Source organism: Macellibacteroides fermentans, from assembly GCF_013409575.1.
Taxonomy (GTDB): domain Bacteria; phylum Bacteroidota; class Bacteroidia; order Bacteroidales; family Tannerellaceae; genus Macellibacteroides; species Macellibacteroides fermentans.
This window is the reverse complement of the sequence record NZ_JACCCY010000001.1, coordinates 209,596-223,004: the sequence shown is the minus strand read 5'-3', so window position 1 is coordinate 223,004 and position 13,409 is coordinate 209,596. Positions and strand designations below refer to the sequence as shown.

The window sequence follows — 13,409 nt, the reverse complement described above, 5'->3', positions numbered from 1 at the left end:
ACTACATATCAGGAAATACATCTAAAGTTTCAGCTTCTTCCGGTGCAGGTACACTATCTGTGGCATTGGCACCGGAGAAAAGAAAATCTTTTGCAGGGCCCGAGATTGTTATCTCGGGCTTTATTTTTGCAGCATCCTCTTCCGTTATCACTCCCTTAATAACCAAGCGCTCTCCCAATAGCCTGAAATATGAATCCAGCACAGGATTTAGCTGCATGTTGTCCTTAAAGCTCCACTTCACCCGCTTCGGTTTAGGAACGATACTTGCCAGGAAGATAGCCTCGTTTGCGGTTAAATCAGAAGCATCCTTATTAAAATAAAAGCGGGATGCCTCTTGTGCACCATAGACCATTGGTCCCCATTCGATAATATTCATATATACCTCAAACATTCGCTCTTTGGAGGTAAGACGGCCTCCTTCAATCAGCCATACAATAAGAGCCTCTTCCAGTTTGCGGGCAATATTCTTGTTCCTGCTCAGAAAAACATTTTTAATAAGCTGCATACTGATGGTACTACCTCCCCGGGCAAACTTTTTAACCTTGATATCGTGAATCAGAGCTTCACGTATGGCATCCGGCAAAAAACCGTTATGATAGAAGAAAGCACCGTCTTCCGATTGCATCACGGCCATTTGCAATAAAGGAGAAATAGCTGTAAGCGGACGGAAATTAGGGTTTTCCGGACCGGTAATAAAACTTCGAACCGGGTTTCCATCTTCATAGGCTGTATACACAAATGGTTCATTCATCTTGGCAAGGTTGGTATTTCCAAACGAAAGAATACGAAATTGATGAGATGTGAGTGATGATTGAAACTTTAAGCTGTCCACATTTCCAAAATCCACATCCATCAGGAAGTGGTAGGAAAGTTTTCCGCTGGTTTTAATTCCCTCTAAATTACTAAACAGCCCCTTTGGTAAAGATGCAAACAATTCTTCCGACGGAAACTCCGGTTTATTAACCGAAACTTTTACTTTCCATGACGTATCTTTTTCTACACGTAAGTACGGATTTAAATTCAGTGCATTAAAATGTACCTGCGACGAACTATCTACTTCTACATAATTATCGCCAACTTTCATTGAATAAGTAAAGTTAGCATTGTCCAGCAGTACAATTTCGGGCGAAATACGATAATGAAACAGAGTTAATCCACTTACTGAAGCTTTGCCTGTTAACAAACGAACATCACTATGAGCTTTGCTTTCACGCACTTCGAAGGCTAAGGTGTCGAATTTAAGATCGGCTCCCCACCGGTAATGAAGAAAAGGTAGTGAAACCTTACTGGTATCTTTTGAGTATAACCGGGCCTCAATATCTCTGTCGGCTTTCGATAATACTCCTTCGGAAATAAGATTGCTTATCATGCCATTTTCTTCTGCACGGATCTCTGTTTTAAAACGATCCTTATCTATCTTTAACTGGGGCACATCTATAAACAACCGGTAACCAGGAGCTTGATAGCTCACCTTAAAGTCGTGTAAATAGCCGTTAGAAGGCAATACACTGAAAAGAAGATTGAAAGTTTGCCTGATATTCTCACCAAAATGAGCCGATTCGTTTTGTTTTACATCTTCCGAATCCTTATTTAAAATCTTGGGAGCCCTATCATTCGCCTTAAAAATAAAATCGAAGTTGGAATTTATAGAATCTTTTTTTATAAAATCCACTTGCAGTCCGTGCATGGTTACCGTTTTTACATCCGCTTTTAATAGCAATAAGCGCGCAAAATCAAACTGAACCTCAATGCTACCTGCTTTTAAAAATGTATCACAGTTTAGAGGAATAACCGAAAGCCCTTCAATATGCAGACCATTCAGTCCTTCCATCCGCAGGTCGTTATAATGAATCCGGAGAGAATATTTTTGTTCGAAAGACAAAAGCCTTTTGTTCGCGTAGTTTTGAATAATAAGGTTTCTGGTTGCAAAAAGGGTTACCAACACTAATAGTAAAACACCTGCTGCCACTATAATTCCTTTTTTAAGCTGTTGCTTTTTATTCATAGGAAGTCAATCTTATTTGGATGCAAAGATAGATATTTTATAGCAAATCGGTTAGAAGCAACGAACTTTCAATATTGCTATATTGTTTTATCTTAAAACTTATTAATTATGGCATACAAAATAGCATTTTTTGGAGCAAAACCTTACGATATCTCCTCATTTGATCAGGTGAATAAAGATTTTAATTACGATATTAAATACTATAAGGGGCACCTGAATAAAAACAACCTGGTACTTACACAGGGTACAGATGCCGTATGTATATTTGTAAATGATACTGCCGATGCCGAGATTATTGATGGATTGGCGAAAAATGGAGTAAAATTACTTGCCCTTCGGTGTGCAGGTTATAATAATGTTGATTTGGCTGCAGCCAAAGGCAAAATGAAGATTGTACGCGTGCCTGCCTATTCACCCTATGCAGTGGCCGAACATGCAGTAGCTCTTATGCTTTCGCTGAACCGTAAAATTCACAGAGCTTATTGGCGAACACGCGATGGTAATTTTTCTTTACACGGATTGATGGGCTTCGACATGCATGGTAAGACTGCCGGCATTATCGGTACTGGTAAGATTGCCAAGATCTTGATTAAGATTCTCAAAGGATTTGGAATGAATATTGTAGCATACGATCTGTATCCGGATTATGCCTTTGCCGAAGAACAGGGTATTACATACACAACATTGGACGAACTCTACAAACAGTCGGATATTATTTCGTTACATTGTCCGCTAACAGATAAAACCAAATATTTGATTAATGATATCTCAATATGCAAAATGAAAGACAATGTGATGATTATTAATACGGGCAGGGGATTGCTTATTCATACCAATGCATTGATAGAGGGATTGAAAAATAAGAAAATTGCAGCAGCCGGACTGGATGTGTATGAAGAGGAGGGAGATTACTTCTATGAGGATAAGTCCGACAAAATAATAGACGACGATGTACTTGCGCGTTTGTTGTCCTTCAACAATGTAATTGTAACTTCGCATCAGGCATTCTTTACGAAAGAGGCCCTGCACAACATCGCCGAAACAACCTTATTGAACGTTAAGGCCTTTATGGAAAACCAACCGCTTGCTAATGAAGTGGTGTTGCCCGACTAAATAGATGCTTCCGATTATAAAGAAGCGACGATTCGGTATTATTTTGATTGGGAATGACTACATTTGTTGCCATAAAAATGATATCGAACGATCTATTAATAACAATTTGAGATGAGTAATGTATTTAAGCCGGATACTCTCTGTGTACAGGGAGGATGGAGTCCGAAAAAAGGAGAACCTCGTGTTCTTCCTATTTATCAGAGTACAACATTTAAGTATGAAACCAGCGATCAGATGGCTAAACTGTTTGATTTGGAGGAAAGTGGTTATTTTTATACCCGTTTGCAAAATCCTACCAATGATGCAGTAGCTTCAAAAATATGCGCACTGGAAGGTGGTGCGGCAGCTATGCTTACCTCTTCGGGACAGGCAGCCTCTTTTTATGCCATGTTTAATATCTGTTCTGCAGGCGATCATATCGTGAGCGCTTCCACTATTTATGGCGGAACGTTTAACTTGTTTGCTGTTACGATGAAGAAATTGGGAATAGAAGTAACCTTTGTCGATCAGGACGCTCCGGTGGATGTGATTGCAAAAGCGTTCCAGCCTAATACCAAGGCGCTCTTTGCCGAAACTATTTCCAATCCCGGATTAAGTATTCTCGATATAGAAAAGTTTGCCCAGATAGCCCACAGTCAGGGAGTTCCTCTGATTGTAGACAATACATTTGCTACACCTATCAATTGCCGTCCATTCGAGTGGGGAGCTGATATAGTAATTCACTCTACGACCAAATATATGGATGGACATGCCAGCAGCGTAGGAGGGGCCATCGTGGATAGTGGTAATTTCGATTGGAACGCATATCCGGGCAAGTTTCCGGGACTAACCGAGCCGGATGCATCTTACCACGGATTAACCTATACGGAGTCTTTTGGTAAAGGAGCCTATATAACCAAAGCAACCGTTCAGCTGATGCGCGACCTGGGTTCCACCCAATCTCCGCAAAATGCTTTTTTATTGAATCTGGGACTCGAAACGTTACATTTACGTGTGCCCCGTCATTGCGAAAATGCGCTTAAAGTTGCCCAATACTTAGAAGGTAAGGAAGAGGTTGCCTGGGTTAATTACTGCGGTTTGAAAGGTAACAAATACTACGAACTGGGACAAAAATACATGCCCAAGGGTTCATGCGGTGTTGTTACATTTGGCTTAAAAGGCGGACGCGATGTGGCTATCAGATTTATGGATAGCCTGAAGCTGGCTGCCATTGTTACACACGTTGCCGATGCCCGTACATCGGTGCTTCATCCGGCCAGTCATACGCACCGCCAATTGTCCGACGAACAGTTGATTGCCGCAGGAGTTGCTCCGGATTTAATCCGCTTCTCGGTGGGTATTGAAAGTGCAGATGATATTATTGCAGATATAGAGCAGGCTCTGGCCAATAAATAATTGCCGTAAAATGGACGGTTACACAGGACTTGTACTGGAAGGAGGAGGGATGCGTTGCACCTTTACCGCCGGAGTATTGGACTATTTCATGGATAAGGGAATCTATTTCCCTTATACCATTGGAGTTTCGGCAGGGGCTACCACCGGAATTTCGTATGCTGCGCGCCAGCGTGGAAGGGCCAGATACAGCAACATCGATTTGATGAAGCAGTATGATTACGTGGGCTTAAAAACGTTCATTAAACAGCGTAATATCATGGATTTTAATTTGTTGTTTAATGTGTTTCCTAAAAAGATTTACCCGTTCGACTACCAGACGTATTTTAAATCCCCGGAACGTTTTATAATGGTTACGAGTAATTGCCTTACTGGAGAAGCCGTTTACCTTGAAGAAAAACAGGATGAGAAAAGGGTGCTTGATATTTGTGTAGCTACCTGTAGCTTGCCGCTTCTTTGTCCGATTGCCTATGTAGATGGAATCCCAATGGTAGACGGAGGGGTATGTGATGCATTGCCCATTCGAAAATCGGAAGCCGACGGGAATTCACGGAATGTGATTGTACTTACGCGAAACAAAGGATATAGGAAACCTGTTAAACAACAAAAACTTCCGGGGTTTGTTTTCCGGAAATATCCCGAGCTACGGCGCGAGCTGATGCTTCGCTATCAACGCTACAACGAAACCATCGAATATATCGAACAACTTGAAGCCGATGGCAAGGCTCTGGTGATAAGGCCGATACGAGATGTGGTAGTAGATAGGATTGAACGGGATGTTGACAAGCTTACAAGTTTCTACGAGGAAGGATACGCTTGTGCCAAGGCTGTTTTTGAAAAGAAATAAGACAACTTAAAAGCTGATGTTTTCCGAAACCCTGTTATCTTTGTGAAAAATAATTGTATATACTAATAAATAAACTTGAACAAGAATGAAGAAAATGCTTATGGCTGCAGGAGTTGCCTTTGTATTGGGGGCCTGGACAAATGTTTCGGCTCAAGGTGTGCCGGCTAACGGGAATCCGTTTCTTGCCGAATACACTACGCCGTTTAAGGTTCCTCCTTTCGACAAAATTAAATTGGAGCATTACAAAGAGGCTTTCCTAAAAGGAATGGAAGAACAGGCTCAGGAGATTAATGCCATTGTTAAGCAACGTAGCGCAGCTACTTTCGAGAACACCATTGTTGCTCTAGATCAGAGTGGTAAACTTTTATCGAAAGTTAGTGCTGTGTTTTATGGACAGAACAGTGCCAATACTTCGGACGAAATGCAGGCAATCAGCCGCGAACTTTCGCCATTGCTTTCAAAGCACCGCGACGATATCAAGCTGAATGCCGGACTGTTTCAGCGTGTAAAGTTTGTTTACGATCAGAAATCAAAGCTTAATCTTACAAAAGAACAGGCTAAGTTGCTGGAAGAAACCTACAAAGACTTTGTACGTGGCGGAGCGAATCTGGATGCTGCAAAGCAGGCTAAATTGCGCGAACTAAATAGCGAGTTATCTATGTTGGAGCTTACTTTTGGTCAGAATATGCTGAAGGAAACCAACGATTTTCAACTAATTATCGATAAGAAGGAAGATCTTTCGGGTCTGCCGGCCAGTCTGATTGCTTCGGCTGCCGATGCTGCTAAAGCTGCTAAACTGGAAGGTAAATGGTTGTTTACACTTCATAATCCCAGTGTAATGCCATTCTTACAGTACGCTGACAACAGAGCATTACGCGAAAAAATTTACAACGGCTACATCAACCGTGGTAACAACGGAAATAAATCCGACAATAAAGAGGTGGTAAAGAAGCTGGTGACACTTCGTCTGGAAAAGGCCAAATTAATGGGTTACAAAGATTACGCCTCATTTATGTTGGAAGACCGTATGGCTAAAACTCCCGAGAAAGTTTACGCTCTGTTGGATGAAGTCTGGACACCGGCATTAGCCAAGGCAAAAGATGAATTGGCCGACATTAAAGCCGAAATAAAGAAGGAGGGTGGTAACTTCGAACCCGAAGGATGGGACTGGCGTTACTATTTTGAAAAGGCAAAGATTGCCAAATTCAATCTGGATGAAAACGAAGTTCGTCCGTACCTCGAATTAAACAACGTACGCGATGGGGCTTTCTATGTGGCTAATAAGTTGTATGGAATCACTTTTACTGAAATTAAAGATATTCCAACACCGCACGAAGAAGCAACGGCTTTTGAATGCAAAGACAAAGATGGTACACATCTGGGTGTGTTGTATATGGACTTTTTCCCACGTGAAAGCAAAAGAGGCGGCGCATGGTGTGGTGGATATCGTTCGCAAACCTATGAAAACGGCAAACGTCTTGCTCCGGTTGTTACGATTGTATGTAACTTCAGCAAACCTGCAGGAGATCAGCCTGCATTGCTAAGTGCCGATGAAGCAAGTACTTTATTCCACGAATTTGGTCATGGATTACACAGCCTTTTCAGAGATGTTCATTATTTTGGAGTAGCAAGTGTACCGCGCGATTTCGTAGAATTGCCTTCTCAGATTATGGAACATTGGGTATTTGAACCAGAAGTGCTTAAGGTATATGCCAAACATTACAAAACAGGCGAAGTAATTCCGGCTGCATTGATTGAAAAGCTTGAAAAGAGCGGAAAATATGGTCAGGGATTTGCTACAGTAGAGTATTTGGCTGCGTCGTTGCTTGATATGGATTACCATGTTCTGAAAGAAGTTCCTGCCAATCTGGATGCAATGGAATTTGAAGCAAACGTAATGAATAAAAGAGGCTTGCTTAAGCAGATTCCTCCACGTTATCGTTCTACCTATTTTAATCATACCATGGGTGGTGGTTATACAGCCGGATATTATAGCTATATCTGGGCAGAGGTGCTGGATGCCGATGCTTTTGAAGCATTCAAAGAAACAGGCGATATCTTTAATCAGGACAAAGCCATCAAATTCCGTAATAACGTACTTACTCCCGGAGCAATTGATGATGCAATGGATATGTACAAGAATTTTAGAGGAAAAGAACCCGGTACAGCTCCTTTGTTAAAGAACAGAGGTTTGATGTAATACCGTTTACTGTATAGTTTAAAGCCCCGTAATGAGTATTCATTACGGGGCTTTTTCTTGTATATCCAAACCATAATCTGATTCATGATATCAATCCATACTTTTCAAACTCATTTTATTATTCTGTCATTCATAAGTAAAAGCTATCCTCCCATACACAAGCAACAACCTCGTATCATTTAACCATTTTCTATAGTAAGTATTCGGTGTAGTACGTGTGATAAAATAGTATTATTCTATTTATAGCTTTAGCAAGATAATTTTTTAGATTACTTTTTCCAGTTATGAGGTAATAGTTCCTTGTAATTTTTGGGATCACAGTTTTGTACCCTGGTCAGGCAATCCATTAACCAGCGTGTTGGGTTTACGTTGTTTTCTTTACATGCACCCAGTAAAGAGAAAAATATAGCAGCGGTATGTGCCGCATCGTGTGATCCGGAGAAGAGGCAATTTTTCCGGCTCAGGGTAATTGGGCGTATAGCACGCTCCACAGCGTTGTTGTCAATAGCCAATTCGGCATCATTGACATAATGAGATAGCTGTTCAAAGCGGGTATACATATAACGTATTGCCTTATCAAGTGGAGAGTCAGGGGGTGTTTTCAGCAGGTTTTCTGTTGTCCAGACTTCCAGCCCTTTAATTATCGGGTACGCATTTTCCTTCCTCAAGTTGGTTGCCTGGGCATTTGTTAGTTCTTTTTTCCGTATTTCGTCTTCCACGGCATAAAGTTTTCCAATTTCATCAAGCACATAACGTGCCGATGGCGGATCATAGCTTTCGGCTTCGACAAACTTTCGCCGGACATGGGCCCAGCAGCACAGATGCATCTTCCCTTCCAGCTTGTCGAAAACATCATACACTGCATAACCATCACTTTGTACGATCTCGGTTTTTCCACTTAACAGTGTACCTAACGCTGAAGAGCTACGGCCCGGGTGGTATTCAATATATGGACTTTTGCAATGGGGCAGATAAAAAACCCACATATATCCCTGATGCAACGATCCGGGCTTCTCTGATTCCAACACCTTATGAGGAGTTTCGTCAGCTTGCACGTAACGACTCGCTTTCAGCGTCTCACGCAGTTCATTATATATAGGTTCTATACATTGGGCGGCAGCAGTCATCCAGTTGCTGACCGTAGAAGCTGACAAGTGAACCCCTTCGCGTGAAAATATCTCTATCTGACGGTTTAGTGGAAGATGGTCTGCATACTTAGATACGGCGATATGGGTCAACGCGCTCTCCGATGCATTGCTCCGGGGATAGGCCATTGAAGGAAGAGGAGCTATTACAATACTTCCATCAGGGAGTTTGTAGCGCGGGCGTACCAATTGCTCCACATACAACTTGCGCGGCTGAACAGCATAACGCTCGGTAACCTCTTCACCCATTCTGATCGCTCCGCTCAGATCAACCGATGGCTCCAGAATTTTGCTGATGCGTGGAAGTTCTGAAGGAATAGGTTTGCGTGCATGCGAGATCTTTTTCTCCTTGAAGCTTTTACGAAAACGGGAATATTCTTTGTCCTTTTCTATCTCTTTCTGTTCTTTCTGCTTCTCCTGTTCTATATTCACATTTTGTGGAGACTGAACAAAGCAGATGCTTAATTGGGAAGGATCCAGAGGAAGCCGTCGTTTTTCACTGGAGCTTCCCCAGCAGAAACGATTCAAACAGAGCAGCTTCCAGCGCAGGCGATCAATCTCTTCCTGCGCTTCTATAAGTTCAAGCTTACTTTCAAAGGCCTCTTGCTTCTTCTCATAGATCTCTTGTTCTTTCGCAAGAATCTCTTGTTTCTTATCAAGAATCTCTTGTTCCTTCGCCCGGATAGTTTGCTCATTCTCTAAGATCTTTTGCACATACTCCAGATCCTTCTGTTCACTCAAACGAAGCCTGTCCAACAGGCCTTGATACTCCTCTAAAGAGAGTGTTACAGACAAGGGAGGAAGAGTTTGTATCTGATCTTTTTTCATGCCACAAAGATATGTAAAAACAATGGATTTAACAAACAAACTATGTATTAAATCGCTTGTATAAAGCGTGTTACACTCTTTTTAACCACCTTCTTTTAACCTCTCTTTTTTCAGATAACAAGCGGTTGATTTCTTGCCAGTCACTAGTCCGATAGCCCCCTGCAATTTCCTCTTTTTTAAGACGAAGCACTCCCTGCCGAAGCTGACGGTGGATGCTGATATATTCGCCGGAGAGGCTGTAGAGCAGGGTCAAAGAATGTTTATTTTTTCTTACAAACACATGACATTCTCCCTCTTTTGGATAAAATCCCCAACAACGCTTCACTTTCCCGCATAGACTGTCGATACTGTAGGTGGATCGTTCGGGCAACATGTAAAGATAATAGGACCACTCTGGATTCAGTAATGAAAGCACACCACGGTTACGGATTAATAAATCAGCCGGTGAGCGGATACCTAAATCTTCTTTCTCAAATTTATAACGCCGACAACCATCAAAAATAAATAATACTGAATCAAATGAATTACGTTCTGAAAGTAATGATAGTAACTTCTCATTACGATCTGGATAATACAATACACTATATGACATTTTTTTTGAGGACAAAGAAACTCTATTATACTATATAATAAGACACGTACTACACCGAATACATACCTTCTCTTAGGAGAACTAATCGTTGGACCTAGGTCCAACGATATCTCAACCTAGGTTCAACGATATCTTGACCTGGGTCCAACAATAAGTAGACCAAGGTCCAACGATTAGTTGTTCGTAATAAAAATCATTAATCCAGGTAAAGAAAAGACTTAAAGACCTATACGAATATTTAAGCAGACACTCACTTAAGCATTAAACCAAGAACGTAGCCGGATTTCAATCATTATCCTGAATTCAATTACACCTTCTTAAAATCCATCTTGAAATTGTTTACTGCAAATGACAGATCATTTTCGCAAATTTAAGTTCTGTGTAGAAGGTTGTTGGAATTATATGGGAAATCCGGTTCTTGTATAAATTTGAAAGCAGATGGAGTGGGATCTTGAATAATTTAATTACAGTTTAGGGGTAAAAAAAAGAGCTGCAACCTAAATTGCAACTCTTTATGATTGTGACCGCGACAGGATTCAAACCTGTAACCGGCTGATCCGTAGTCAGCTACTCTATTCAGTTGAGCTACGCGGCCAATCAATTATGTAAAATATCGCTAAATTAATGTGTGACCACGACAGGATTCAAACCTGTAACCGGCTGATCCGTAGTCAGCTACTCTATTCAGTTGAGCTACGTGGCCAATTAATTTATATCTCCGAATGTGTGACCGCGACAGGATTCAAACCTGTAACCGGCTGATCCGTAGTCAGCTACTCTATTCAGTTGAGCTACGCGGCCATTACTTCGTGATTGCGAGTGCAAAGGTAGCCTTTTCTTTTATTTCTGCAAGCATTTCTGCTAGTTTTTTAACCTTTAATCCAACATTTTTGGATTAAAGATAAGATAGCCTATATTCAATCCAAAGTTAAAATTCTGTTTGGGATAGCTGTATCCATTGGCATACAAACTGATAGAGGCAAAGGGAAGTCTTATTACCAACGATGTTTCTCCCATAAATTGAAAAGACCTTAGAAAGTTTCCGTAATAGGGAGAATCGATATATGTGGACCCGGTGGAAATAACATCTTTCTTAATTTCGTAGAAAGGAGCAAAGCAATAGAGGTCTGCTCTGAAGTGAACCAGCTTACTCAACTTAATTATGGGAGAAAGACCAACTGCGGCATATTGATTGGCTCTGAATGCCTCGTTAAAAACGATTTCACTATGAGGGGTTGGTGTAAATGCCGGAGCCTGAAGGACAGATGAAGTGTAATTATTCATCAGATTTTTACTTGAAATAACAGTTTCCGCCGTATAACCCAGATTAAAACGGTTGGAAAACTGATGATATTGATGCAAACGTCCCTTAATCTGCAACCAGCTATGAGGTTTATCCGCCGTATTAAGTTGGGCAGAAGTACTGGCAGGATTATATTTTTCCTCTCCGTTTACATATTGGGCAATAATATACTGCTGTTTACCGGCAATAGGATAAAGCTTGTCATCCAAAGAATTTCGGTCCAGTCGTAGTGATACAGCAAAAAGATTATATACGCTGTTATCAAATTTAGAATTAGGAAACAAGATATTGGATGTCTGAAAATAGCTGTCATTAAGGTGACCGTAAGCTACACCCAGCTCGGCTTTGGCTTTGTTTAAAAATGGAAGCCCTAGCTTAACCTTCATATAACTTTCTTTTTGTTGTATAAATGAAGGTAAAACATCTTCGTAGAAGAGTGACTGACTTTCTGAGTATTTCTTAAACGAATAGGCTGCCTGCACATTCAGGTAGGAGGGGATTCTCGTTTTTAAATAGGTACGGGCATTAAGCAAAACACCGCTGAAGGAGTTCCCTACATGAAAATTGGCCGTGTAATCGGCTGCCACATGGGAGATTGCCTGGTAGTTGAATCCTAAAAACAGTTGGTTGGCCTGATGAGACGAAACGTTTCCTCCAAAGGATACCTTAATCTCATCTTTTACCGTAACATCCAGATAAAGATCGAAAAGCTTTTCTTTTCTGTTATAAACGGCATGTGGAATAATTTCCTTGATTTTGGAATAGGATAGCATCTTGAAGTAAGCACGACGAAAATCTTCCATCGTGAATTCATTGTTTATATCCCGATGCAATTGTGCTTCAATATAATTCCGTTGTGCATCGGTTACTCCGTTGATATATATGTTTTTGAACACCAATGGAGGAAGTCCTTCTTTGTAGGCCTTTCGCTTCAAGCTTAATTCATCCCTGGTAACCTCTCTGGGTACACGCATCTTTATGGAGTCGATAATGGAGAGGGTACGCCTGTAACCAATCTCCATCAGCTCTTTAGCTCTCGGGAAATCGAGCAATGAAACATCGCTGAACTGAAATTTAAGCATCATTCCATCTTCTTCGGGAATATCGTACTCCGTTTTCTGCATAATCATAGTTTCAAGCTGACTATACGGATTTTCGCTTGGTTTGTTATTGCTGCCGGCCACAACAGATCCAAGTATAAAATCGGGATTAAAGTCGGCTTTCATCGTTGTTACCGGGAAATTATCATAGATACCTCCATCATAAAGAGGTACGCTGTCTTTCCATATGGGTTTAAATACGAATGGAAACGACATGGAGGTTCTTACTGCATCACCCAGGTCGCCATTTCTGAATACTACAGCTTTTTTATTGTATACATCCGAACCGATACAGCGGAAAGGCACAAACAGATTATCGAAATTCCAGATTGCTTTCGCTGTTGCCTGTGCAAAAAGCGAAACAAAGGCCTGATTCATCTGAATAGGGTTAATCAGACTTTGGGGCAGGAAGTTTGTTTTTACTTGCAAAGAGTCTGATATGTCAATAGAGAAATGAGAAAAATCCGGTGTATCGTCCGGTTTCTTAAAGTAGTAAAGATAATCGTCTTCCACCATACCGGTCTGCCAATAGCCAAATTCTTCCGATAGAATCAGTGCCAACATCTCATCCGGGGTGTATCCCATAGCGTACAAACTTCCGATAATGGCTCCAATGGAAGTGCCTGCCACATAGTCTATTGGAATATTGTTCTCTTCGAGGGCTTTTATTACACCGATATGTGCAGCACCCTTCGCTCCGCCACCGCTTAAAACGAGTCCCACTTTTTGAGCCGTTACGGGTTGCAGAAGAATTAAAAGCAAGGTGAAAAATATAGTAATTTTTTTCATTTGTCCGGCAATTTATTTAGATAAGGAATAATGGTAAATTGTTTATTAATATATGTATTCAAAAGTAACTGAAAGTTTAGAGATAAACAAAAAAA

Annotated in this window: 8 protein-coding genes and 3 tRNA genes; 4 read left to right on the top strand and 7 right to left on the bottom strand. The window is 41.1% G+C overall.

The window, feature by feature from the left end:
- Position 1: 1 nt before the first annotated feature.
- Complete coding sequence (locus F5613_RS00845) at positions 2-2,005, bottom strand: biosynthetic peptidoglycan transglycosylase (protein ID WP_179398315.1); 2,004 nt, start codon at positions 2,003-2,005, stop codon at positions 2-4.
- Between the two features lie 108 nt (positions 2,006-2,113).
- On the opposite strand from F5613_RS00845, the gene F5613_RS00840 reads away from it, so the two are divergent.
- The 4 genes from F5613_RS00840 to F5613_RS00825 all read left to right on the top strand — a co-directional run bounded on the left by F5613_RS00840 (position 2,114) and on the right by F5613_RS00825 (position 7,557).
- Entirely contained in the window at positions 2,114-3,118 is a 1,005-nt protein-coding gene (locus tag F5613_RS00840; protein ID WP_179398314.1) for a 2-hydroxyacid dehydrogenase, read from the top strand.
- Positions 3,119-3,229: 111 nt separating this feature from the next.
- Positions 3,230-4,513 carry an O-acetylhomoserine aminocarboxypropyltransferase/cysteine synthase family protein gene (locus F5613_RS00835; protein WP_068186689.1) on the top strand — a complete coding sequence of 428 codons (1,284 nt, stop codon included), beginning with the start codon at positions 3,230-3,232 and terminating at the stop codon, positions 4,511-4,513.
- 10 nt (positions 4,514-4,523) lie between these two features.
- Positions 4,524-5,357, top strand: a complete 834-nt coding sequence (locus tag F5613_RS00830; RefSeq protein WP_179398313.1) for a patatin-like phospholipase family protein — start codon at positions 4,524-4,526, stop codon at positions 5,355-5,357.
- Between the two features lie 85 nt (positions 5,358-5,442).
- The gene (locus tag F5613_RS00825) at positions 5,443-7,557 is read left to right on the top strand and encodes a M3 family metallopeptidase (RefSeq protein WP_179398312.1); all 2,115 of its coding nucleotides are present in this window, start codon (positions 5,443-5,445) and stop codon (positions 7,555-7,557) included.
- A 269-nt stretch (positions 7,558-7,826) separates the two neighbouring features.
- On the opposite strand, the gene tnpC is transcribed toward F5613_RS00825, so the two are convergent.
- The 6 genes from tnpC to F5613_RS00795 all read right to left on the bottom strand — a co-directional run bounded on the left by tnpC (position 7,827) and on the right by F5613_RS00795 (position 13,314).
- Entirely contained in the window at positions 7,827-9,407 is a 1,581-nt protein-coding gene (tnpC, locus tag F5613_RS00820) for an IS66 family transposase (protein ID WP_179398925.1), read from the bottom strand.
- A 193-nt stretch (positions 9,408-9,600) separates the two neighbouring features.
- The gene (locus F5613_RS00815) at positions 9,601-10,122 is read right to left on the bottom strand and encodes a hypothetical protein (protein ID WP_179398311.1); all 522 of its coding nucleotides are present in this window, start codon (positions 10,120-10,122) and stop codon (positions 9,601-9,603) included.
- Positions 10,123-10,643: 521 nt separating this feature from the next.
- Positions 10,644-10,717 (bottom strand) — tRNA-Arg (locus F5613_RS00810).
- A 34-nt stretch (positions 10,718-10,751) separates the two neighbouring features.
- Positions 10,752-10,825: transfer RNA gene (locus F5613_RS00805), tRNA-Arg, on the bottom strand.
- Between the two features lie 24 nt (positions 10,826-10,849).
- Positions 10,850-10,923 (bottom strand) — tRNA-Arg (locus F5613_RS00800).
- Positions 10,924-10,998: 75 nt separating this feature from the next.
- Positions 10,999-13,314, bottom strand: a complete 2,316-nt coding sequence (locus tag F5613_RS00795; RefSeq protein WP_079683226.1) for a patatin-like phospholipase family protein — start codon at positions 13,312-13,314, stop codon at positions 10,999-11,001.
- Between the last annotated feature and the right edge of the window lie 95 nt (positions 13,315-13,409).

Coding starts and splice junctions, on each gene's coding strand:
- F5613_RS00845 (WP_179398315.1), bottom strand. CDS start 2,005: ATGAATAAAAAGCAACAGCTTAAAAAAGGAATTATAGTGGCAGCAGGT.
- F5613_RS00840 (WP_179398314.1), top strand. CDS start 2,114: ATGGCATACAAAATAGCATTTTTTGGAGCAAAACCTTACGATATCTCC.
- F5613_RS00835 (WP_068186689.1), top strand. CDS start 3,230: ATGAGTAATGTATTTAAGCCGGATACTCTCTGTGTACAGGGAGGATGG.
- F5613_RS00830 (WP_179398313.1), top strand. CDS start 4,524: ATGGACGGTTACACAGGACTTGTACTGGAAGGAGGAGGGATGCGTTGC.
- F5613_RS00825 (WP_179398312.1), top strand. CDS start 5,443: ATGAAGAAAATGCTTATGGCTGCAGGAGTTGCCTTTGTATTGGGGGCC.
- F5613_RS00815 (WP_179398311.1), bottom strand. CDS start 10,122: ATGTCATATAGTGTATTGTATTATCCAGATCGTAATGAGAAGTTACTA.
- F5613_RS00795 (WP_079683226.1), bottom strand. CDS start 13,314: ATGAAAAAAATTACTATATTTTTCACCTTGCTTTTAATTCTTCTGCAA.